The sequence below is a fragment of the Caulobacter sp. CCG-8 genome (genome assembly GCF_037402475.1).
GTDB lineage: Bacteria > Pseudomonadota > Alphaproteobacteria > Caulobacterales > Caulobacteraceae > Caulobacter.
The window spans coordinates 90,676-112,548 of the sequence record NZ_JBBEUD010000012.1; the positions used below are offsets into that span (position 1 = coordinate 90,676).

At 69.5% G+C, this 21,873-nt stretch carries 18 protein-coding genes; 6 read left to right on the forward strand and 12 right to left on the reverse strand.

All coding sequences use genetic code 11. The features are described from left to right. Positions 1–86 precede the first annotated feature (86 nt). The 3 genes from WAE60_RS13430 (at position 87) to der (ending at position 4,145) form a co-directional block, all read left to right on the forward strand. Positions 87–839 (forward strand): tetratricopeptide repeat protein, encoded by a 753-nt coding sequence (locus WAE60_RS13430; RefSeq protein WP_029914684.1) that lies wholly within the window; start codon positions 87–89, stop codon positions 837–839. Then, positions 836–2,266, forward strand: a complete 1,431-nt coding sequence (locus WAE60_RS13435; RefSeq protein ID WP_035018642.1) for a PQQ-like beta-propeller repeat protein — start codon at positions 836–838, stop codon at positions 2,264–2,266. The genes WAE60_RS13430 and WAE60_RS13435 overlap by 4 nt, the downstream gene beginning before the upstream one ends. Before the next feature lie 109 nt (positions 2,267–2,375). Then, the gene (gene der, locus WAE60_RS13440; protein ID WP_029914680.1) at positions 2,376–4,145 is read left to right on the forward strand and encodes a ribosome biogenesis GTPase Der; all 1,770 of its coding nucleotides are present in this window, start codon (positions 2,376–2,378) and stop codon (positions 4,143–4,145) included. Here the strand turns inward: der and WAE60_RS13445 are convergent. Continuing rightward, positions 4,142–5,044, reverse strand: coding sequence for an NAD(P)/FAD-dependent oxidoreductase (locus WAE60_RS13445; RefSeq protein WP_337686995.1), 903 nt, complete (start codon positions 5,042–5,044; stop codon positions 4,142–4,144). The two genes, der and WAE60_RS13445, sit on opposite strands and share 4 nt — an antisense overlap. A 94-nt stretch (positions 5,045–5,138) precedes the next feature. Between WAE60_RS13445 and WAE60_RS13450 the strand changes: the two genes are divergently transcribed. Next, entirely contained in the window at positions 5,139–5,711 is a 573-nt protein-coding gene (locus WAE60_RS13450; RefSeq protein ID WP_337686996.1) for an alpha-ketoglutarate-dependent dioxygenase AlkB, read from the forward strand. Here WAE60_RS13450 and WAE60_RS13455 read toward each other — a convergent pair. From WAE60_RS13455 to radA, 6 genes are all read right to left on the reverse strand, one after another. Beyond that, a complete protein-coding gene (locus tag WAE60_RS13455; RefSeq protein ID WP_029914674.1) occupies positions 5,708–7,201 on the reverse strand; it encodes a methyl-accepting chemotaxis protein in 1,494 nt (497 codons plus the stop codon). The two genes, WAE60_RS13450 and WAE60_RS13455, sit on opposite strands and share 4 nt — an antisense overlap. A gap of 284 nt (positions 7,202–7,485) precedes the next feature. Continuing rightward, positions 7,486–8,238, reverse strand: coding sequence for an SDR family NAD(P)-dependent oxidoreductase (locus tag WAE60_RS13460; RefSeq protein ID WP_337686999.1), 753 nt, complete (start codon positions 8,236–8,238; stop codon positions 7,486–7,488). Between the two features lie 66 nt (positions 8,239–8,304). Further along, the gene (locus WAE60_RS13465) at positions 8,305–9,288 is read right to left on the reverse strand and encodes a bile acid:sodium symporter family protein (RefSeq protein WP_337687000.1); all 984 of its coding nucleotides are present in this window, start codon (positions 9,286–9,288) and stop codon (positions 8,305–8,307) included. 110 nt (positions 9,289–9,398) lie between these two features. Next, on the reverse strand, positions 9,399–10,898 hold the full coding sequence (purF, locus tag WAE60_RS13470; RefSeq protein ID WP_029914668.1) for an amidophosphoribosyltransferase: 1,500 nt from the start codon (positions 10,896–10,898) through the stop codon (positions 9,399–9,401). Then, positions 10,895–11,518 (reverse strand): CvpA family protein, encoded by a 624-nt coding sequence (locus WAE60_RS13475; protein WP_029914666.1) that lies wholly within the window; start codon positions 11,516–11,518, stop codon positions 10,895–10,897. Before WAE60_RS13475 ends, purF begins: the two co-directional genes overlap by 4 nt. After that, positions 11,515–12,897, reverse strand: coding sequence for a DNA repair protein RadA (gene radA / locus WAE60_RS13480; protein WP_029914664.1), 1,383 nt, complete (start codon positions 12,895–12,897; stop codon positions 11,515–11,517). Before radA ends, WAE60_RS13475 begins: the two co-directional genes overlap by 4 nt. 172 nt (positions 12,898–13,069) lie before the next feature. On the opposite strand from radA, the gene WAE60_RS13485 reads away from it, so the two are divergent. Next, entirely contained in the window at positions 13,070–14,257 is a 1,188-nt protein-coding gene (locus WAE60_RS13485; protein WP_337687002.1) for a Yip1 family protein, read from the forward strand. A 9-nt stretch (positions 14,258–14,266) separates the two neighbouring features. On the opposite strand, the gene alr is transcribed toward WAE60_RS13485, so the two are convergent. Then, positions 14,267–15,361: an alanine racemase gene (gene alr / locus WAE60_RS13490; RefSeq protein ID WP_337687004.1), complete on the reverse strand. Its 1,095-nt coding sequence runs from the start codon at positions 15,359–15,361 to the stop codon at positions 14,267–14,269. Positions 15,362–15,492: 131 nt separating this feature from the next. Here alr and WAE60_RS13495 point away from each other — a divergent pair, with 131 nt between their 5' ends. Further along, positions 15,493–16,212, forward strand: a complete 720-nt coding sequence (locus WAE60_RS13495) for a hypothetical protein (RefSeq protein ID WP_337687005.1) — start codon at positions 15,493–15,495, stop codon at positions 16,210–16,212. 4 nt (positions 16,213–16,216) lie between these two features. Here WAE60_RS13495 and WAE60_RS13500 read toward each other — a convergent pair whose 3' ends face one another. From WAE60_RS13500 to rplI, 4 genes are all read right to left on the reverse strand, one after another. Next, entirely contained in the window at positions 16,217–16,900 is a 684-nt protein-coding gene (locus WAE60_RS13500; protein ID WP_029914655.1) for a MarC family protein, read from the reverse strand. Positions 16,901–16,973: 73 nt separating this feature from the next. Beyond that, positions 16,974–18,497 (reverse strand): replicative DNA helicase, encoded by a 1,524-nt coding sequence (locus WAE60_RS13505; RefSeq protein WP_029914653.1) that lies wholly within the window; start codon positions 18,495–18,497, stop codon positions 16,974–16,976. 170 nt (positions 18,498–18,667) lie between these two features. After that, entirely contained in the window at positions 18,668–21,082 is a 2,415-nt protein-coding gene (locus WAE60_RS13510; RefSeq protein WP_337687007.1) for a TonB-dependent receptor, read from the reverse strand. A 198-nt stretch (positions 21,083–21,280) separates the two neighbouring features. Continuing rightward, complete coding sequence (gene rplI / locus WAE60_RS13515) at positions 21,281–21,865, reverse strand: 50S ribosomal protein L9 (RefSeq protein ID WP_337687008.1); 585 nt, start codon at positions 21,863–21,865, stop codon at positions 21,281–21,283. Between the last annotated feature and the right edge of the window lie 8 nt (positions 21,866–21,873).

Consider the following 21,873-nt stretch of genomic DNA (forward strand, 5'->3'; position numbering starts at 1 on the left):
CATGGTTTTCATTTCGCGTGTTGATTCCGGAGCGATCCGGCGTCGACGCCTCAGGGCGCAGTTTCGCCCCTACCGGAGCCTCGTTCGTGGTCGATGTGTTTGACGAGGTCGAAGAGCAGCTGCGCTCCGACCGCTACAAGTCCCTCGCGCTGAAGTCGCTGCCTTGGGTGGGCGCGCTGGCCGCGGTGGCGATTCTGGGCACGGGCGGCTGGCTGGGCTGGACCAACTACCAGCAGAACCAGACCAACAAGGCCACGGAAGCCTATCAGGCGGCCCTGACCACCGGCCAGAAGCAGGGTCCGGTCGCGGCCTTCCCGGCGTTCGAGGCGATCTCCAAGACCGGCACGCCGGCCTATAAGACCCTGGCCCTCCTGCAGATGGGCGGCGTGCGCCTGGAACAGAACAAAACGGCCGAAGCGGTGGCTTATTTCGACCAAGCGGCCAAGCTTGCGCCCAATCCGGTGCTCGGCGACCTCGCCGGCCTCAATTCCGCCTTGGCGCTCCTCGACACGGCTTCCTACAAGGACGTCGAGGCGAGGCTGACCCCGTTGATGGGCGAGAAGAGTCCATATCGTGTGCAGGCCAAGGAAGCCCTGGCCTTCGCCAAGCTGCGGGCCGGCGACCTGGCCGGCGCGCGCGCCGACTTCCTGGTGCTGTCCAACTCGCTCGACAACTCCTCGGACGAGATCCGCGAGCGGGCGCAAGGCGCCATGGCCATGATCGATTCCGGCTCGGCCAAGGACCTGCCGGCCATCGCCAAGGCCGCCGCGGCCCTGCCGCCTCTCTCCGCCCCGCCGCCCGGCGCGCCCATCGACGTCGCCCCCGCTACCGCCCAATGAGCCGCCGCCCCATGACGACCAAGCGCTATCTGCTTCTCACCGCGATGATGACCGCCGCGGTGTCGGTGGCCGGGTGTTCGACGATCTCGAAGATCAATCCCTTCGACAAGAAGGAAGCCAACAAGACCCTGGCCACCCAGGGCCAGCGGATTTCGGTCATCGCCTTCGACCAGAAGGTCGAGGCGTCCGAAGCCCTGAAGGGCTCCGACTTCTTCCTGCCCGAGCCGGCGCCCCAGGCCGACTGGCCGCTGCCGGGCGGCAACGCCGAGCAGTCGGTCGAGCACGTGGCCGCCGCCGCCAACTTCGACATCGCCTGGCGCAAGGGCTTCGGCCAGAAGGCCAACCGCAAGTACCACGTCACCGCACCGCCCGTGGCCGCCGACGGCAAGATCTTCGTCATGGACGGCGAGGCCACCGTCGTCGCCATCGACGCCCGCAGCGGCTCGACCGTCTGGAAGAAGGACCTGCGTCCGGCCAAGGCTCCCGGCAAGAAGCACGGCTTCATGGGCCTGGGCGGCAGCGCCGGCGACCGGACCGGCTTCGGCGGCGGCGTCGCCTACGCCAACGGCAAGCTCTACGTCTCGTCGGGCTTCCGCTTCGTGGCCCAGCTCGACGCGGCCACCGGCGCCGAGGCCTGGCGCCAGCAGACCAGCACGCCCATCCACGCCGCGCCGACCGTCGCCGACGGCCGGGTGTTCGTGATCTCGACCGACAACGAACTGCTGACCTTCAACGCCGCCGACGGCGCGCCGGGCTGGACCTATCAGGCCCTGATCGAGCCGGCCCGCATCCTGGCGGCCACCAGCCCCGCGATCAGCGGCGACACGGTGGTGGCCGGCTTCGCCTCGGGCGAACTGGTGGCCCTGCGCGCCACCAACGGCAACGACCTGTGGAGCGAGGCCCTCAGCCGGGCCAGCCGCACCAACGCCCTGTCGGAAATCCGCGACATCGCCGGCCGGCCGGTGATCTTCAAGGGCGACGTCTTCGCCGTGAGCCACTCGGGCGTGTTCGCCGCCACCGACCTGCGCACGGGCCAGGCCCGCTGGAGCCTGCCAGTGACCGCCATCACCAGCCCGTGGGCGGCCGGCGACGTGGTCTATGTGGTCGACAAGAGCGGCCAGGTGATCTGCGTGTCGCGCGAGGCCGGTCAGGTCTACTGGATCCGCGACCTCAACAACACCGAACAGCTGAGCAAGAAGCAGAAGAAGAAGCGCGCCAAGCACCCGCTGCTGTGGTCGTCGCCGATCCTGGCTTCGGGCCGCCTGATCACCGTGTCGAGCGAAGGCCAGGCCGTCGCCCTGAACCCCAAGACCGGCGAGACCCTGAAGACCTTGAAGATCGGCCAGCGCACGCTGCTGGGCCCGATCGCCATGGGCGACACGGTCTATGTGGCCACCGACGAGGCGGACCTGATCGCCATCCGCTAGGCGTCCCCGAGCCTCGCTCGGACCCACAATCCAAGCCATGCGAACCCGGGCCAGCCTTAGCTGGTCCGGGTTTGTCGCTTTTGTCCCCGAAATCGACTAATCACAGCCCATGCCTTTGAAACTCGCCATCGTCGGTCGCCCCAATGTGGGCAAGTCGACCCTGTTCAACCGTCTGGCCGGCCGCAAGTTGGCCCTGGTCGACGACCAGCCCGGCGTCACCCGCGACCGCCGCTTCGCCCACGGCCGCCTCGGCGACCTGGACCTGGAGCTGATCGACACCGCCGGCTTCGAGGACGTCACCGACGAGAGCCTGGAAGCGCGCATGCGCGCCCAGACCGAGCTGGCGATCGAGGAGGCGGATGTCAGCCTGCTGGTCTACGACGCCCGCGAGGGCCTGACGCCGCTCGACAAGATCTTCGCCGAGATCCTGCGCCGCCGGAACAAGCCGGTGCTGGTGGCGGCCAACAAGTCCGAAGGCAAGGCGGGCGACCACGGCGCGGCCGAGGGCAACGTCCTGGGCCTGGGCGAGCCGATCCAGATCAGCGGCGAGCACGGCGAAGGCATGGCCGAGCTGTACGCCGCCCTGCTGGCCGTCGCGCCCGAGGAGCTGCAGAGCGACCACGACGAGCTCGACGACGAGAACCCGATCAAGATCGCCATCGTCGGCCGCCCCAACGCCGGCAAGTCGACCCTGATCAACCGCCTGATCGGCGAGCAGCGCCTGCTGACCGGCCCCGAGGCCGGCATCACCCGCGACTCCATCTCGGTCGACTGGGACTGGGGCGGGCGCAAGGTCCGGCTGGTCGACACCGCCGGCCTGCGCAAGAAGGCCAAGGTCAACGAGAAGCTGGAGAAGCTCTCGACCCAGGACACCATCCGCTCGCTGACCTTCGCCGAGGTCGTGCTGCTGGTGATGGACGCCACCCATCCGTTCGAGACCCAGGACCTGCAGATCGCCGACCTGGCCGAGCGGGAAGGGCGCTGCGTGGTCTTCGTCCTGGCCAAGTGGGACCTGATCGAGGACCCCGGCCAGATCCTCAAGGAGTTCAACGAGCACGCCGAGCGCATGCTGCCCCAGCTGCGCGGCGCGCCGGTGGTGGCGCTGTCGGGCGAAACCGGCCGGGGCGTCGAACGCCTGATGCCCGCGGTGCTGAAGAGCCACAAGGACTGGTCGACCAAGGTCAAGACCCGCGACCTGAACGACTGGCTGCAGATGGCCATGCAGCGCCACCCGCCGCCCAGCGTCGGGGGCAAGCGCATCAAGCCCAAGTACATGGCCCAGACCAAGGCCCGTCCGCCGACCTTCGTGCTGTTCTCCAGCCGCGCCGACCAGATGCCCGAGCAGTACCGGCGCTACCTGATCAACAGCCTGCGCGAGAGCTTCGACCTGCCGGGCGTGCCGTTGCGCATCACCCTGAAGTCGGGCGCCAACCCCTATGCCGAGGGCGAGGCCAAGGGCCACTCGGGCAAGGGCAAGCGGGAGTTCGAGCGCAAGGAGCGCGAGAAGGAGCGGATCCGGGCCTCGCGCAACACCGTCAAGAAGTCGGTGCGCGTGGCCGAGGCGGCCGCGGCCGCCGCGGCCGAAGCCGCTGGCCTGCCCCCGCCGGCCAAGAGCGCCGGCAAGCCCGCCTCGAAGGCCTCCAAGGCGCCCAAGCCGGCCGAGATCGCCGCCGCTCCGGCGGTCGAGCCCGGCAAGGCGGCGGTGAAGTCGGTCAAGAAGCAGGGCCCCAAGGTCCAGAAGAAGTCGGCCACGCCCAGCTACAAGGTCGGCTTCAAGGCCGCCGGCGGCAAGGCGGCGGGCTCCAGGACCGCCGTCCGCCGCCCCGTGGCCGGGGCCCGCACCGTGCGCGGCAACAAGGCGCCGCCGAAGGGGCGCTAGCCGCCCTTGAGCCGATTGTGCATGGCCGTCGCGGCGATCGCCGCTTCCCCCTGCGCCGTGGTGATCTGGTTGAGGCCGCGCACCATGTCGCCGGCCGCGTAGAGACCCGGGATCGAAGTCTGCTGGTGGTCGTCGACCACCAGGCGTCCCTGGTCGTCATGGCGCGCGCCGGCCGCCAGGGCCAAACCCGTCCGGGGCGTCACGCCCAGGGCGCTGTAGAGCGCGTCGAATTCGACGCGGCCCGCACCCGAGAAGCACAGGGCGCGAGGCCGGTCGGGCTGAAGCTCGACGTCCTCGATCGGCGCCTCGATCACGGCCACCCCGGCCTGGGCCAGCAGGGCCCGTTCCTCGGCGGGCAGGGCTTCGGGCGCGGCGATGTGGATCAGCGTCAGCCGGTCGGCATAGGTCCGCAGGAACAGCGCCTCCCGCGCCCCCAGCGCCCCGTGGCCGATCACTCCGACCCGTTGGCCCGTGACCTCGAAGCCGTCGCAGATGGGACAGATGCGCAGCAGGGTCCGGCGCACGGACTCGTCGACCTGGGGCAGGTCCGGCGCGTTGTCCTCCACGCCGCAGGCCAGCAGGACGGTGGGCGCTCGCAGGGGCCGGCCGTCCAGCGCCAGCTCGAAACCGTCGTCCACGACCGTCAGGCCTTCGACAGCGCCCTGTTGGATGACCGCGCCGTAGCGCAGCGCGTGGTCCCTCTGCAGCGCCAGCAGCGCCGTTCCGGCCACGCCGTCCGGAAAGCCCGGATGGTTGTGGGTGATGGGAATCCAGGCGGCCCGGCTGTCGCCGCCGTCGACGACCAGGACCCGTCGCCGGAAGCGGCCCAGATAGAGGGCGGCGGTCAGGCCGGCGGGACCGGCCCCGACGACGATCGCGTCCAGGCGTTCAGGGTTCATGATCGGCCATCAGGCGCCTCCGCCGGCCATAGACGCGCCAGACCGCCAACGGTTGCACTGGAACGCGGGGCCGACCGACGCCATTTGCCGTGGCATGGACGCGCGCCAAGCCAGCCTGTTCGACGATCCGGCGCCGGGACCGCCGGGTTTCGCCTATCGACCCGACGCGATCACGCGGGCGGAGGAGGCGGCCCTGGCCGAGGCGGCCGGCCGGCTGGACCTGCGCGCCTTCGAGATGCGCGGCTACAGCGCCCGCCGCCGCGTGGCCTATTTCGGCCGCCGCTACGACGACGGCGCGCGCGGACTGACCGACGGCCCGCCGATCCCGGATTTCCTGCAGGCCTTGCGAGAGAAGGCCGCCGACCTGGCGGGCGTGGCACCGGACGCCCTGGTCCACGCGCTGATCAACGAATACCCGCCCGGCGCGCCGATCGGCTGGCATCGCGACCGGCCGGCGTTCGGCCAGGTGGTCGGCTTCTCGCTGCTGTCGCCGGCCGTGATGCGCTTTCGCCGGGCGGGGGAGGGCGGCGGCTGGGAGCGGCGGTCCGTGACGCTGGAGCCCCGCTCAGCCTACGGACTGGCTGGAGAGGCCCGCTCGGTCTGGGAGCACAGCATCCCGCCGGTGGCGGCGCTGCGCTACTCGATCACCTTCCGGACCCTGGCCTAGAACTCTTCCCACTCCGGCGCGACCGCGGCGTTCGAGCCCGGACGCATCTGGGGCACGGGGCGCGCCGCGGGACGAGGCGTTTCGGCGGCCGCGCGCGGACGAGCAGCCGGCGCGGCGCGACGGTGCACAGCCTCGCCGGTGTGGAAGCGCGACACCAGCTCGGCCAGGCCGACGGATTCGGTCCGCAGGTTGGCGGCGGCGGCGGTGGCCTGCTCGACCATGGCCGCGTTCTGCTGGGTGACCTGGTCCATCTGGTTGATCGCCGAATTCACCTGGTTCAGGCCCGTGGCCTGTTCCTGCGAGGACTGGGCGATCTCGGAGATCAGGGTGTCGATCTCGGCGACCTTGCCGACGATGCCGCTCAGCGCCTGGCCGGTGTCGCCGACCAGCTGCACGCCGCGCGCCACCTGCGAGGTCGAGTTGGCGATCAGGGTCTTGATCTCCTTGGCCGCTTCGGCCGAACGCTGGGCCAGGGCCCGGACTTCCTGGGCGACGACCGCGAAGCCGCGACCCGCGTCGCCGGCCCGGGCGGCCTCGACGCCGGCGTTCAGGGCCAGGAGGTTGGTCTGGAAGGCGATCTCGTCGATGACGCCGATGATCTGGGTGATCTGCCCGGAGCTCTGCTCGATCTCGCCCATGGCGGCGACGGCGTCGCGCACGACCTCGCCCGATCGCGCCGCCTCTTGCCGGGCCCCGGACGCGGCGTCGGACGCTTCCTTGGCGCCGACGGCGCTGCGGCGGACGGTGGCGGTGATCTCGTCCAGGGCGGCGGCGGTCTCCTCGAGGCTGGCGGCCTGCTGCTCGGTGCGGCGCGACAGGTCGTCGGAGGCGGCCGAGATCTCGTCGGCGCCGCCGCGCAGGCCATCGGTCGAATCGACGATCTGGCCGATGGCCGCGCGCAGGGCGTCCACGGCGGCGTTGTAGTCTTCCTTGATCGGCAGGAAGCGGCCTTCGAAGGTCTCGGTGATCCGGGCGGTCAGGTCGCCGCCGGCCAGGCGCTTCAGGTAGCCGGCCAGCGAGCAGACGACGGCGCTCTGCTCTTCCTCGGCCTTGCGGCGCTTCTCGTTCTCGATGCGCTCGTGCTCGACCCCGGTGATGTCGACCGCGAACTTGATGACCTTGGAGGGCTTTCCGGCGGCGTCGAAGATCGGGTTGTAGTTGCCCTGGATCCAGACGTCCTTGCCCCCCTTGCCGACCCGCTGGAACTTGTCGGAGAAGAACTCGCCGCGGCCCAGATTGGCCCAGAAGGCCTTGTAGTCGGCGCTGGCGCCGTAGGTCGGATCGACGAACATGCTGTGGTGGCGGCCGACGATCTCGTCCAGCCTGTAGCCCACGGTGTCCAGGAAATTCTTGTTGGCGGTGATGATCGTGCCGTCCAGCTTGAACTCGATCATCGCCTGCGAACGGTCGATGGCGGCGACGGTGGCCTCAAGGTCCGCGAGGCGTTCAGTCGCCTTCGGGTCCGGACGTTTGGGCGAAAAAAGCGACATTAATGAACTCCCCCGCGCGCGACCGCACCGGGGGTCGCACCACACGGCAAGCGTGCGTCGCCTGGGTTGAGGAGGCGTTAACGCTGACGCCGAACGCAGCCTTCCTCGGCGCGACAGTTTGGCGCAACGCCTCGTGATCCGATGGAATTATCGAATTCCAAGAGGTTGAATTCGTTAGATTTGTCGACTCATCGACTTTCGACGCTCCGGCTGACCGCCAAAAGGAAGCGCCGCCAGGGGCGCTGCCTACGGGTTAACGGCGATCACTGATCGCTCACGACCGTTCAACCGATGCTGGCTGATTCCTGGCCGCGGTCCTTGAACTTCACGACGCCCTTGGGCGGCTCGCGGTCGGGGCGGGCCAGGTCGACGATCAGCGGGACGATGGTGTCCGGCGCGGGCACGGTCTGCGGATCCTCGCCCGGGAAGGCGCCGGCCCGCATGCGGGTGCGCATGGCGCCGGGATCGACGCAGACGGCGCGCACGGACGTGTTCTCCATCTCGTCGTCATAGCAGGCGACGATCGCCTCCAGCCCGGCCTTGGAGGCCGCGTAGCCGCCCCAGAAGGCGCGGTGGGTCTTGGCGACGCTGCTGGTCAGGAAGACGGCCCGGCCGGCCTCCGAACGGCGCAGCAGCGGGTCCATGGCCCGGATCAGGCGCCAGTTGGCCGTCAGGTTGGTGGCCATGATCATGTCCCAGCCCTTGGGGTCCAGGTGGCCCACCGGGGTCAGGGCGCCCAGCACGCCGGCCGCGCCCACCAGGATGTCCAGCTTGCCGAACCGCTCGTAGAGGGCCGCGCCCAGCTGGTCCAGGCCGTCGGGCTCGCGCAGGTCCAGCGGGACCAGGGTGGCGTGCTCGCCGGTGGCGCCGAAGATCGCGTCGTCCAGGGCCTCCAGCGCCCCCTGGGTGCGGCCCAGGGCGATGACGTGGGCGCCCGCCTGGGCCAGGCCCAGGGCGATGGCTTCGCCGATGCCGCGGGTGGCGCCGGTGACGAGGGCGATGCGGCCGGCCAGCGGCTTTTCGGAGTCGGAAGTCATGGGCGGGTTCTAGTGGCTAAGCCGCCAAATGGGAACCGGAACCGCCCCTTAAGCAGCCCGGTCGCGTCAGGCCTCGTCGGCCGGCCGCGCGCCGTAGCGCTGGGCGATCACCGAGCAGGCCATCAACTGGATCTGGTGGAACAGCATCAGCGGCAGGACCAGGATGCCGGCCGTCGCGCCGGGGAACAGGATGCCGGCCATCGGCACGCCGGTGGCCAGGCTCTTCTTGGAGCCGCAGAACACGATGGCCACCTCGTCGGGCTTGGAGAAGCCCAGGGCGCGGGCGCCGAACACGGTGGCCAGCATCACCACGGCCAGCAGGACGCAGCAGACCGCCAGCAGCAGGAAGAGCTCGGGGATCGAGACGATCTTCCAGATGCCGCCGACCACGGCGGCGCTGAACGCCGAATAGACCACCAGCAGGATCGAGCCGCGATCGACCTGGCCGACCAGGGCCTTGTGCTTCTCGATCCAGCCCTTGACCCACGGGCGGACGATCTGGCCGGCCACGAACGGGACCAGCAGCTGCACGACGATCGACTGGATCGAATCCCAGCCCCCCACGTCGCCGTGGGCGTGCATCAGCAGGCCCACCAGCACCGGCGTCAGGAAGATGCCCAGCAGGTTCGAGGCCGAGGCCGCGCAGACGGCGGCGGCGATGTTGCCCCGGCCGATCGAGGTGAAGGCGATCGACGACTGCACGGTCGAGGGCAGGCAGCACAGGAACAGCATGCCGGCCGACAGGGTGGGGGACAGCACGCCCGACTTGCTGATCGCCAGGCCCAGGGCCGGGAACAGCACGAAGGTGAAAGCCAGGATCGTCAGGTGCAGCCGCCAGTGGGTCAGGCCCGCGACCACGGCCTCGCGCGACAGCTTGGCGCCGTGCAGGAAGAACAGCACCGCGATGGCGATCTTGACCACCCAGCCGACGATGGTCGCCGCCTCGCCGCGCACCGGCAGGATCGAGGCCAGCACCACCATGCCGAACAGGGCCAGGATGTAGCCGTCGATCTTCAGCTTGGCGAGCAGGGCGGAAACGGGATTGGCCAAGGCGCAACTCTCTCGAACGTCGTCGCCCTCGGGCGACCCGGGCGGCGGACCGGGTTAGCCCAGCTTGGGGTCCCCGAACAAGTCGGGGACGACGATGGCGGGCGGGTAGCCTAGGCGCTGAGCAGCGACAGCTGCTTCTCGGCCTGGTCGTTGCGGCCCTCGGCGATCTCGCGATCGGTCAGGCGCGTGGGATAATCGCCGGTGAAGTAGTGGTCGGTGAACTGCGGCTGGGCCGGATCGCGCGGACCGGCTTCCAGAGCCTGGTACAGGCCGTCGACGGACAGGAAGCCCAGGCTGTCGACCTCCAGAAACCGCGCCATCTCCTCCAGCGACTTGTTGGCCGCCAGCAGTTGGTCGCGCTCGGGCATGTCGATGCCGTAGAAGTCGGGCCACTTGATCGGCGGGCTGGCCGAGCGGAGGTGGACCTCCTTGGCTCCGGCCTCGCGGACCATGCGGACGATCTTCAGCGAGGTGGTGCCGCGCACGATCGAGTCGTCGATCAGGATGACGCGCTTGCCTTCCAGCACGGCGCGGTTGGGGCTGTGCTTCATGCGCACGCCCAGTTCGCGCACGCCCTGGGTGGGCTGGATGAAGGTGCGGCCCACATAGTGGTTGCGGATGATGCCCAGGTCGAAGGGCAGGCCGCTCTGCTGGGCGAAGCCGATGGCGGCCGGCACGCCGCTGTCGGGCACCGGCACCACGACGTCGGCCTCGACGCCGGTCTCGATGGCCAGGCGCTGGCCCATGCGCTTGCGCACGTCATAGACCGAGCGGCCGTTCACGACGCTGTCGGGGCGGGCGAAGTAGACGTATTCGAACACGCAGGGGCGCGCGGCGACGTTCTGGAACGGACGCAGCGACTTCACGCCGGTCTCCGAGATCACCACCATCTCGCCGTGCTCGACGTCGCGCACGAAGCGGGCGCCGATCATGTCCAGGGCGCAGGTTTCCGACGCCAGGATCGGCTGGCCGTCCAGGTCGCCCAGCACCAGCGGGCGGATGCCCAGCGGATCGCGCAGGCCGATCATCTTCTTGTTGGTGATGGCCACGATGGCGTAGCCGCCCTCGATCTGGCCGACGGCGTCGATGAAGCGGTCGACGATGCGGGCCTTCCGCGAGCGGGCGATCAGGTGGAGGATCACCTCGCTGTCGCTGGTCGACTGGAAGATCGCGCCTTCCTGCACCAGCCGCTCGCGCAGGGTCAGGAAGTTGGTCAGGTTGCCGTTGTGGGCGATGGCCACGCCGCCGGTCTCGAGGTCGGCGAACATCGGCTGGACGTTGCGGATGCCGCTGCCGCCGGCCGTGGAATAGCGGGTGTGGCCGATGGCCATGTTGCCGGGCAGGCGCTGGACCAGGTCGTTGCCGGTGAAGGCGTCGCCGACATGGCCCATGTGGCGTTCGGTGTGGAAGCGCTGGCCGTCGAAGGCGGCGATGCCGCAGGCTTCCTGGCCGCGGTGCTGCAGGGCGTGCAGGCCCAGGGCGGTGACCGCGGCGGCGTCGCGCACGCCGTAGACGCCGAAGACGCCGCATTCGAGGCGCAGGGTGTCGTCTTCCGGATCACGCCAAGGCTTGGACGAGAAGCGGTCGGTCGACTGGCCGAAGGACGTCATCGCGATTTCTCCACCAGCTCGTCGACGGAGCGACGCTGGTCCTTATCATAACCCGGATCGCCCGACTTGCGTTCGGACGGTTTGTCGCTGGCGCCGTCATGGACGGCGTCCTCGATGGCGGGGGCCAGCTTGCCGGCCAGGCCCGCGCCCTTGGGGGCGAACACCTTCAGCACCCGGCCGGCGGCGTTGGACAGCGGATACAGCGCCGACTTCGACATCCAGTGCGGGACGCGGTCGGGCGGGGTGGCCATGTGGAACACCAGGCTGAACACGCCCAGCACGACCAGGCCACGCAGCAGGCCGAACGCCAGGCCCATCAGGCGGTCCAGCGTGCCCAGGGCGCCGTCGGCGTGCAGGGTCTTGGTGATCTGGGCGCCCACCAGGCGCAGCAGCACGAAGATGATGACGAAGCCGACCAGGATGGCGGCCGCCGTGGCCGCCCAGTCCGGATCCATCATGCCCCGGAACAGCGGGCCGGTGAATCGCAAGGCCAGCAGGGCCAGCAGAGCGGCGACGATGAAGGCCAAGGCCGAGGTCAGTTCCCGCGACGCGCCGCGCGCGAAGCCGACGACGCACGAAACCAGGAGGATCACGCCGAAGATGATGTCGAAAGGCGTCACGTCAGCTGGCCCCAGATCTCGTCGCCGATGCGGCGCACCGCGTCGGCCAGCCGGGCCACGCCGGCGACGGGCAGGGCTCCGCCGCCTTCGGGAAGGCCCGACAGCGGTCCCAGAGCTCGACCAAAGCCGAGTTTCGCGGCCTCTTTCAAACGTGTCTCCATACGGCTCACGGGCCGCACTTCACCGGACAGGCTGACCTCGCCGAAGACGACGCAGTCCTGAGGCAGGGCGATGTCGAGGGCCGAGGAGGCCAGAGCCGCCGCCGCAGCCAAGTCCGCCGCCGGCTCGGTGATCCGCAGGCCGCCAGCGACGTTCAGATAGACGTCCTTGTTGCCAAAACCAAGGCCGCAGCGTGATTCCAGCACAGCCAAAACCATGGCCAGCCGCCCGGAGTCCCATCCGACCACGGCCCGCCGGGGCGTTCCGTACGCGGACGGGGCGACCAGGGCCTGGAACTCGACCAGGACGGGTCGCGAGCCCTCGATGCCGGCGAACACCGCCGCGCCGGCCGCCCGCTCGCCGCCCTCGTTGAGGAACAGGGCCGAGGGGTTTTTGACCTCGCGCAGGCCAGCGTCGCCCATCTCGAACACCCCGATCTCGTCGGTGGCCCCGAAACGGTTCTTGGCCCCGCGCAGCACGCGGAACGGATAGCCGCGCTCGCCCTCGAAGCTGAGCACGGCGTCGACCAGGTGCTCGACCACCCGCGGGCCGGCGATCTGGCCGTCCTTGGTGACGTGGCCGACCATCAGGATGGCCACGCCCTGCTTCTTGGCCAGGCGCACCAGCTCGCTGGCGCAGGCGCGCACCTGGGTGACCGTGCCGGGGCCGGCCTCGTGGGCGTCGCTCCACAGGGTCTGGATCGAATCGATGACCACCAGGTCGAACTTCTCGCGCTTCAGCCCGTCCAGGATGTCGCGCAGGCTGCTTTCGGCGGCCAGTTTCACAGGGGCCTGGGCGAAGCCCATGCGGTCGGCCCGGCCGCGGATCTGGGCCACGGCCTCTTCGCCCGAGATGTAGGCGCAGTTCACGCCGGCCAGGCTGGCCTTGGCCATCACCTCCAGCAGCAGGGTCGATTTGCCCACGCCCGGGTCGCCGCCGATCAGGATGGCCGAGCCGGGCACCACGCCGCCGCCGCAGACCCGGTCGAACTCGTCGACGCCGGTGATGATGCGGGGCGGGGCGGGGGTGTCGCTCTCCAGGCCCGTGAACTGCAGCCCGCGCACGCGTGTGGCCTTGGTGCTGGACAGGGCGCCGGGCGCGCGGGTCCCGACCTCCTCGACCAGGCTGTTCCAGCTCTGGCAGGCCGAGCACTGCCCCGACCACTTGGTCGAGACCGCGCCGCAGGACTGGCAAGCGTAGACGGCGCCGTCGCGGGCCATGGGAACTCCTGATTCGAGCGTGACTGGAGACTACAGCCTGGGCGCCGGGTGCGCCAAAGCCGGACGCATCGTCGCCGCGCCTTCGTCAAGGAACGCTGTTCTCAATGTCACGAAGCCGTGGCAGACAACTCACCGCGCCGGGGGGTGTTCAGGATTCGCCAGAGGAGGGCGCATGACTGTCATCGAACCCGGGTCCACGTCGTCCGATCTCGTCGGCCGCGTCAAACGCCTGTTGCTGTCCCCGTCGGCCGAGTGGGAGCGCATCGACGCCGAGCCGGCGACGATCAAGGGCCTCTATGTCGGCTATGTCTGCATTCTGGCCGCCATCCCGCCGCTGGCCGGCCTGATCGGCGGCCAGGTGTTCGGCGTCGGGGCGCTCGGCTTCTCGTTCAAGCCGTCGCTGGTGTCTGCGCTTGTCACCGCCGTCGTCAGCTATGGGCTGAACCTGCTGTCGGTGTTCCTGGTCGCCCTGATCATCGACGCCCTGGCGCCCAGCTTCGACGGCCAGAAGGACCGCGTTCAGGCCTTCAAGGTCGCCGCCTACAGCTACACCGCCGCATGGGTCTTCGGGATCTTGGGAATCTTCCCGCCGCTGGGCGCGATCGCCGCCCTGATCAGCCTCTACGGCTTCTATCTGCTGTATCTGGGCCTGCCGCGGCTGATGAAGGCCCCGAAGGAGAAGGCGGTGGGCTACACCGTCGTCACGGTCATCTGCGCCATCGTCCTGTCGATCATCATCGGCGCCGTCACCGGCGCGATCGCGGGCGCGGCGATGTTCGGGGCGGCCAACCGCGTCGCCGGCGCCGGTCACGCCTCGGGCACGATGGAGATCAACGGCGCCAAGGTCGACATGGGCAAGCTGGAAGCGGCCAGCAGGCAGATGGAGGCCGCCTCCAAGCAGATGAATTCGGGCAAACCGGTTCCCACCGTGCCGGCCGACACCCTGAAGGGCCTGCTGCCGGGCGGCGTGGCGGGCTACTCGCGCATCAGCCTGGAAAGCCAGTCGGGCGGCGCGGCGGGCATGTCGATGAGCTCGGCGCGCGGCGAGTACACCAAGGGCGACGCCAACTTCACCCTGGCGGTCACGGACCTGGGCGCGATGGCGGGCATGGCCGCCATGGCCGGCGCGGTGGACGCCCAGTCCTCCGAAGAGACCGCCCACGGCTACAAGAAGGTCGGCAAGGTCGGCGGCCGGATGACCACCGAGGAGTGGGACCGTGAAAGCAAGTACGGCCAATACAGCGTGCTGGTGGGCGACCGCTTCACGGTCGAGGCCAACGGCACGGCCGACAGCATCGACTCGCTGAAGCAGGCGGTGGCCGCGGTCGACATGGGCCGGCTGGAAGGCCTGGCCCGCTAGTCGGCGGCGTCAGCCGCCCGTGACGGTCCGTCGGGCGCGGGGCGCGATGCGGGTCAGGAGCTCGTAGGCCGTCGTGCCGGCCGCCGCCGCCGCGTCGTCGACGGGCAGGTCCGGGCCGATGATCTGCATCATCGCGCCCGGGCGGGCGGCGTCGCAGTCGGTGATGTCGACGGCGATCAGGTCCATCGACACCCGGCCCAGGATCGGCCGCCGGGCGCCGTCGAACCACACCGCCCCACGCGGATGGGCCGCGCGCGGCACGCCGTCGGCGTAGCCCGCCGCCAGGATGGCGACGCGGGTGGTGTCCTCCGCCGTGAAGGCCGCGCCGTAGCCGATGCTCTCGCCCCGCGGCACCACCCGGGCCTGGAGGATCGGAGCTTCCAGCGTGGCCACGGCCTTGATCCGCGCGTCGGGCACGTCGCGCGGGCCGCCGCCATAGAGGCTGATGCCCGGCCGGCACTGGTCGAAATGGTAGTCGCCGCCCAGGAAGATCCCGCCCGAATTGGCCAGGCTGCGGCGCGCATTCGGGAACAGGGCGGCGGCCTCGGTGAAGCGGGCCAGCTGGCGGGCGTTCAGCGGGTGGCCCGGCTCGCCGGCGCAGGCCAGGTGGCTGATCACCAGGCCGATGTTCAGGAACTTCAGCCGGTCCATGGCCCCGGTCAGGACCACGGCCTCCTCGGGACGCAGGCCCAGGCGGTTCATGCCGGTGTCGATGTGCAGGGCGGCGTCCAGCACCCGGCCGCGGGCGTGGCTGTTCCAGGCCTCGATCTGCGGCAGGCTGTTGAGCACCGGCGTCAGCCGGGCCGCCTCGATGGCGGGCGCCGAGCCGGGGGTCACGCCGTCCAGCAGGTAGATCGTCGCCTTGCGGTCGCCCAGGGCCCGACGCAGGGCGAGGCCTTCCGACAGCCGGGCCACGTAGAAGGCGCGCGCGCCGTCGTCCCACAGGAAACCGGCCACCAGGGCCGCGCCCAGGCCATAGCCGTCGGCCTTGACGGCCGGCGCGATCTCGCCGCCGGCTTCGCCGGTTTTGGAGGCGGCCTTGAGCACGGCGTGGTTGGACGCCAGGGCGTCGAGGTCGAGGGTGAGGAGGCTGGCTTCGGTCACGGGGCGGCTCTAGCACCCTTGCGACCTTCGGGAGAAGTGTGTTTGCCGTGCAGGACTCGTCCTTCACCTGAGGTTGCGCTAGCCATGACGCAGCCGACTCATCTCGAGCCGGCGGGTATCGGGGCTGTCGGATGAAGAAGTTGCTGGGCTTGGCCGTGGCGTGGAGCGTCGCGGGCACGGGGGTCGCTTCGGCCCAGCAAGGCGCGCCGCCCCTCTGGTCCGGCGCCTCCGGGACGGAAGTCGTGGCGGGGTCGGCGCAGAACAAGCTGGGACTGATCCAGCCGGGCGAGGTCTTCGCCCGCCAAGTCCGCCAACCGATCCGCAGAGGCGTTCTCGCCAAGGATTTCCCGTTCGGCCAGGGCAAATACGCCGGCGTGGTCAAGGCCGGCGCACCGCTCTATGGCGAGGTGTTCCTGACCATTCCGCGCGTCGGGGAGGACCTGCCGCCCCGCCGCAAGGACGATCTGGTCTGGTGCGTGGCGGGCGCCGCGCCGGTCCTGTGCTTCCGCTGGAACGGTCCCAACGACACGGAATATGCCGGCGTGATCGGCGGCTTGATGTTCGATCGGGCGCCCTTCGGCAATTGGCACGCGGCGCCGGGCCTCGAGATCCGCGAAGACCCCGCGCCCCTGAATCCGCCCTATGAGGAACTGATGGTCCTGAAGGTGGTCGGCGAGACCGGCTTCGTGGTCAGTAAGGTCGAGCAGATGGGCGACCGGAAGCATGTCACCGACGAGACCCACTACTGGGACGACCCCGTCGAACGCGACGCCAGGTTCAAGCTGCGCTTCAGCCCGGTGAAAAACGCCAAGGGCGAGGTCGTCGCGGCGAGGGCGACGCCCGCGCCCTGACGCCTCAGCGCCCGGCCAGGAACTGGGCGACCAGGGCCTCCACGCCGCTGGCGACGATCTGCACCCCGATGCACATCAGCAGGAACGCCATCAGCCGCGACATCACCCGCGCGCCGTTGACGCCCAGGAAGGCCAGCACCTTGTCCGAGGCGCGGTAGAAGCCCCAGACCATCAGGGCGATGACCACCACGGCCAGGCTGGCGCCCAGGAAGAACGGGATCACCGAGTGGCCCTGGGCGGGCCGCTGGGAGGAGAGGGCGATGGCCACCGAGATCGCGCCGGGCCCGGTCGTGAACGGCATGGTCAGCGGGAAGAAGGCCATGTCCTCGGCCCGGCTCTTCAGCGGCGCCGCTTGGTCGGCCTTGCGGTCCTCGTGCTCTTCCGGGGTCATCAGCAGGGCCCAGGCCCGGATGGCCACCACCAGGCCGCCGGCCACGCGCAGGGCGCCCAGGCTGACGCCGAAGAAGTTCAGCACGTAGCCGCCCAGCAGCAGCGAGCCCAGCAGGATGAAGAAGGCGTAGAGCGCGATCGTCGGGGCCAGCCGCCTGCGGGTCTCGGCCGGGTGGTCGACCAGCATCTGGTGGAAGATCAGCGCCGCCCCCACCGGATTGACGATCGAGAACAGGGCCGGGAAGGCCAGCAGGAAGGCGCCGACCAGGGTCGACACCGGCAGGGGGCTGAACTCCATCGAGCGGTCTCTTGCGGCGGGCGGGGAAGGGCACCCTGGCCCGATCCGTCCGCCCGCGTCAAACCGAAGGCGGCTACTCGTCGTCGCCGCTGCGCATCTGGTGGAAGTAGTGGTCGCGGGCCAGGTTGCCGAAGCGCGTGGTGTCGCTGTTGAACGACAGGCGCACCGTGCCGATGGGACCGTGACGCTGCTTGGCGATGATCACCTCGGCCAGGCCCTGCAGGCGGTCCATGTCCTCCTGCCACTGCAGGTGCTCGGGCGTGCCTTCGCGCGGCTCGGAGCGGCCGACATAGTAGCTTTCGCGATAGACGAACCAGACCATGTCGGCGTCCTGCTCGATCGAGCCGGATTCGCGAAGGTCGGACAGCTGCGGACGCTTGTCCTCGCGCTGTTCGACCTGACGCGACAGCTGCGACAGGGCGATGACCGGGCAGGCCAGTTCCTTGGCCAGGGCCTTCAGGCCCATGGTGATCTGCGAGACTTCCTGCACGCGGCTGGCGTTGGACGACAGGTCCGAGCCCGTGACCAGCTGCAGGTAGTCGACCACGATCAGGTCCAGCCCGACCTGGCGCTTCAGACGGCGTGCCCGGGCGGTCAGCTTGGCGATGGAGATGCCGCCGGTGGCGTCGATGTAGAGCGGGGCTTCCTGCAGCTCGATGGCCGCGTCGCGCACCCGGCCGAACTCCGAAGCGTCGATCTCGCCCTTACGGAGCTTGTCGCCCGACACGCCCGAGGCGTCGGCCAGCATACGCAGGGCCAGCTGCTCGGCGCTCATTTCCAGCGAGTAGAAGGCCACCACGCCGCCGCTGACGGTCTTCTTGGTGCCGTCCGGCTGGGGCTCCCAGGCGTACTTCTTGGCGATGTTGAAGGCGATGTTGGTGGCCAGCGCCGTCTTGCCCATCGACGGACGGCCGGCGAGCACGATCAAGTCCGACGGGTGCAGGCCGCCGATCTTGGTGTCCAGGTCGATCAGGTCGGTCGAGACGCCCGACATGCCGCCGTCGCGGCTGTAGGCTTCGGCGGTCATCTCCACGGCGCCGCGCAGGGCGTCGCCGAAGCTGACGAAGCCGGACGACGCGGTGCCGCTTTCGGCCAGGGTGTAGAGCTGCTGTTCGGCCGCCTCGATCTGGTCGCGGGCCGGCAGCTTGACGTCGTCCTTGCCGGTCCCGCCATGGGCGGTGGCGGCGATCTCGCCGCCGATGCGGATCAGGTCGCGGCGCAGGGCCAGGTCGAAGACGGCCCGGGCGTAGTCGCCGACATTGGCGGCGGGCGGGGCGCGGTCGACCAGGTCGGCCAGGTAGCGCAGGCCGCCCAGCTCGTCGAAGGCCGGATCGTGCTTGAACTCGTCGGCCAGCAGGATCGGCTCGGCCAGCTGGCCCTTGCGGATGTGGGTCTCGATCGAGCCGAACAGCCGCTGGTGGAAGGGCTCGTAGAAGTGGCGGCCCTGCAGGCTGTCGGTCAGGCGCTCATAGGCCGCGTTGTCGTACAGCAGCACGCCCAGCAGGGCCTGTTCGGCCTCCAGGTTGTGGGGCGCGACGGCGACGACGATTTCGCCCGAAGACGGCGGGCGGAGGTCTAGAGCAGGAACGAGGGACATCGGCGGAAGTTAACGCGAACGGTTGTTGGGCGCGACCGGCCCCGCTTCAGATGAACGGGGATGTTTTGTGTATGTTCTATAGGATCACGACCCGTCAAAAGCGGACGTAGGAAGGGCGCGGCGATCGCTCGCCGCGCCCCCGGAACGCTTAGTCGAAGCCGGTCAAGGACTTACCAGCTGTAGCTCAGACGCGTGTAGAGGAAGCGCCCGTTGAAGCCGAACGGCGAGTAGCTGGGGAAGCCCACCACGCCGGTCGTGTTGACCGGGGCCGGCGCCTGGTTGGGATACTCGTCGAACAGGTTGTTCACGCCCACGGCCCAGGTGATGTCCTTCAGGAACGTGTAGCGCGCCTCGGCGTCCCAGACGGTCTTGGCGCCCGACTTGTAGTCCAGCGCCGGGGTGGCGTTGGGGATCAGCACCGAGCCGTAGGCCGTGCCCCGCAGGGTGGCGCCCCACGGGCCGTTGCTCCAGTCGCCGCTGGCCACGAACTTGTGGTCGGGCGTGCCTTGCTCGTAGGTCAGGACGTTGACCCGGGCGAACAGGGGCGGGGGCACGGGCAGGCCGGACAGGGTGCTGGTGGTCGGCACCTTGTTGACGTCGGTCTGATTGTAGTTGGCCGCCAGGGTCAGGTCGAAGCGACCGGCCGCGTCGGCGTCCAGGCGATAGCGCGCCACCACGTCGACGCCCTTGCTGGTGGTGTCCACGCCGTTGACGAAGAACCGCGCCGTGGTCACGCCGAACGGCTGCAGCAGGTTGTAGATCGCCTGCTGGGTGGGCGTGCCGCCGTTCACGCCCTGGATGTTCTCCGAGAGCACGATGCGGTTGTCGATGTCGATCTGGTAGGCGTCGACCGTCAGCTCGAACGGGCCCTTGTGATAGACCGCGCCCAGCGAATAGTTCTTCGACTTCTCGGGCTCCAGCGGCTTGGCGCCCAGGGCGGCGGCCGTAGCGCTGGTGGCCGGGAAGGTGCCCACGTCCACCGCCGCGCCGCCGGCGATGATGTTGATCGAAGTGGTGGTGAAGTACTGCTGCTGCAGGGCCGGGGCCCGGAAGCCGCTGGAGAAGGCGCCGCGCAGGGCGAAGCTGTCCGTGAAGTCGTAGCGCGCCGCGATCTTGCCGGTCGTGGTCGAGCCGAAGTCGGAATAGTCCTCGTAGCGGGCGGCCAGGTCGACATCCAGCTTGTCGGTGATCTGGTTGTCCAGGTCGACATAGAGGCTGGTGGCGTTGCGGCTGACGTCGACCTCGTTGGCGGGGCGGAAGCCCGGGAAGCCCTGGGCGCCGGCGCCCTTGCCGTTGCCGCCGTTGACCCACGAGGCGGTCTCGCCGGCTTTGATCCTGTAGCTCTCGTCGCGGTACTCGATCCCGAACGCCAGGGTGCTGGGCTTGGCGAAGCCGAACAGCTCCAGCGGCCGGTTGACGTCGATGGCCGCCACCGTCTGCTCGTAGCGCATCGAGCCGTCCTTGAAGCGGGTCGGCGAGCTCGGGCCCAGCGAGGCGTTCAGCGAGTTGATCGTGCCGTACTCGACCTTGTTGGCGCCGTTGGTGACGCTGGCGTCGACATTGAAGCCGGCGATCACGCCCTTGGCGCCGAAGGCCAGGTTGTAGTCGTCGATGTCGGTGGTGATCCGCGGCACGTAGCCGGTCGGATAGACGCTGACATAGTTGTTGGCGTTGTCGGCCAGGCGCGGGAAGGCCGAGCTCTCGCCCTTGCGGTTCTGATAGCCGGCCAGGCCGTACAGGCTCCAGTCCTCGTTCAGCGGCAGGCCGAAGTTGGCGTAGATCGTCTTGGTCTCGACCTGCGGGTCGCCGTAGACGCCGGTCACCTTGCTGGGCGTGACGCGGGGATCGTAGTCGGCGCGGTTGGTCGGGTTGCGGAACGAATATTCGCCGGTGACGGTCAGGTAGCCGTCGTTGGGCAGGGCGAAGCCTTGCCACAGCGAGGCGCTGTAGGTCGGGCCGTCGTGCGCCGTGCGGCCGTCCTGGTTCCGCGTGGTCTTCACGTCGGTGTTGTAGATCCCGTAGGTGGCGCTGGCGCCGCCGCCGTGGCTGGCCTGGCGCAGGCGCAGGTTGATCACCCCGGCGATGGCGTCCGAGCCGTACTGGGCGGCCGCGCCTTCACGCAGGATCTCGACGGTCTCGAGGGCCGCGGTCGGGATGGTGTTGAGGTCGAACGGGGCCGAGCCGCGGCCGATCGAGCCGTTGATGTTGACCAGGGCGGCGGTGTGGGCGCGGTGCCCGTTCAGCAGCACCAGGGTCTGGTCGGGCGACAGGCCGCGCAGGGTGGCCGGACGCACCGAGTCGGTGCCGTCGGTGACCGCCGGGCGGGGAAAGTCGATCGACGGCGCCAGATTGGCCAGGGCCTGGGCCAGTTCCGGCGTGCCTTGGCGGCTCAGGGCCTTGTTGTCGACGACGTCGACCGGCGAGACCGTGTCGAGCCGCGAACGGGCGACCCGGGTGCCGGTGACCACGACCTGGTCGACCGCGGTCGACTCGTCGGCGGCGGGCGCGGCGGCGTCCTGGGCATGGGCGACGCCGGCCACGGCCACGATCGACGTGGCGGCCAGCAGGAAGTTTCTGAAGCGCATAGCGAATCCCCTCGCTTGGCTTCCGGCGGCGATCGACGCCTTGTCCGGAAGCGGAGGAGCCTGTCTCCCCCATATCGAAAGGATGGGAATGCGTGCGTTCGCCCGCAAGCTGAGCAATTCTTGACGAACGCGCAGAAAAAAACGGCGCGGATTTCTCCGCGCCGTTCTTCCAGTTTTTCTAGACGCTACTAAGCCGGATTAGGCTTCGTAGTGGTCGCCTTCGAACGAACCGGCGCCGCCTTCGGCCATGTCTTGGGCGGCTTCGGCGTCAGCGGCGCGGTCTTCCTCGAACTGAGCGGCGATGACGTTCTCGCCGCGCGCTTGGCGGTCGGCTTCGTCTTGGCTGCGCGCGATGTTGAGAGTGACCGTGACGGTCACTTCAGCGTGCAGCTTCACCTTCACTTCGTGGACGCCCAGCGTCTTGATCGGCTTGTCGAGGACGATCATCGAACGATCGACCTTGCCGCCTTCGGCCTTGATGGCGTCGGCGACGTCGCGACCCGCGACCGAACCGTACAGCTGGCCGCTTTCGCCGGCTTGACGGATCATCACGTACTGATGGCCGTCGATGCCTTCACCGGCCTTGCCGGCGTTCTCGCGGTTCTTGACGTTGCGAGCTTCGATCTCAGCGCGCTGAGCTTCGAAGGTCTTCAGGTTGGTCGAGTTGGCGCGCAGGGCCTTGGAACGCGGCAGCAGGAAGTTACGGGCGAAGCCGTCCTTCACGGTGACCACGTCGCCGAGGACGCCGGTGCCTTCGACGCGTTCGAGCAGAATGACTTTCATCGTGGTGT

Bases quoted from the DNA above. Each gene is read 5' to 3' on its own strand.
- purF (WP_029914668.1), bottom strand. From the start codon at position 10,898: ATGACGTCCTTCGGCCAGTCGACCGACCGCTTCTCGTCCAAGCCTTGG.
- rplI (WP_337687008.1), bottom strand. From the start codon at position 21,865: ATGAAAGTCATTCTGCTCGAACGCGTCGAAGGCACCGGCGTCCTCGGC.
- WAE60_RS13450 (WP_337686996.1), top strand. From the start codon at position 5,139: ATGGACGCGCGCCAAGCCAGCCTGTTCGACGATCCGGCGCCGGGACCG.
- radA (WP_029914664.1), bottom strand. From the start codon at position 12,897: ATGGCCCGCGACGGCGCCGTCTACGCTTGCCAGTCCTGCGGCGCGGTC.
- WAE60_RS13495 (WP_337687005.1), top strand. From the start codon at position 15,493: ATGAAGAAGTTGCTGGGCTTGGCCGTGGCGTGGAGCGTCGCGGGCACG.
- WAE60_RS13460 (WP_337686999.1), bottom strand. From the start codon at position 8,238: ATGACTTCCGACTCCGAAAAGCCGCTGGCCGGCCGCATCGCCCTCGTC.
- WAE60_RS13500 (WP_029914655.1), bottom strand. From the start codon at position 16,900: ATGGAGTTCAGCCCCCTGCCGGTGTCGACCCTGGTCGGCGCCTTCCTG.
- WAE60_RS13485 (WP_337687002.1), top strand. From the start codon at position 13,070: ATGACTGTCATCGAACCCGGGTCCACGTCGTCCGATCTCGTCGGCCGC.
- WAE60_RS13435 (WP_035018642.1), top strand. From the start codon at position 836: ATGAGCCGCCGCCCCATGACGACCAAGCGCTATCTGCTTCTCACCGCG.
- WAE60_RS13455 (WP_029914674.1), bottom strand. From the start codon at position 7,201: ATGTCGCTTTTTTCGCCCAAACGTCCGGACCCGAAGGCGACTGAACGC.
- WAE60_RS13510 (WP_337687007.1), bottom strand. From the start codon at position 21,082: ATGCGCTTCAGAAACTTCCTGCTGGCCGCCACGTCGATCGTGGCCGTG.
- WAE60_RS13505 (WP_029914653.1), bottom strand. From the start codon at position 18,497: ATGTCCCTCGTTCCTGCTCTAGACCTCCGCCCGCCGTCTTCGGGCGAA.
- WAE60_RS13445 (WP_337686995.1), bottom strand. From the start codon at position 5,044: ATGAACCCTGAACGCCTGGACGCGATCGTCGTCGGGGCCGGTCCCGCC.
- der (WP_029914680.1), top strand. From the start codon at position 2,376: ATGCCTTTGAAACTCGCCATCGTCGGTCGCCCCAATGTGGGCAAGTCG.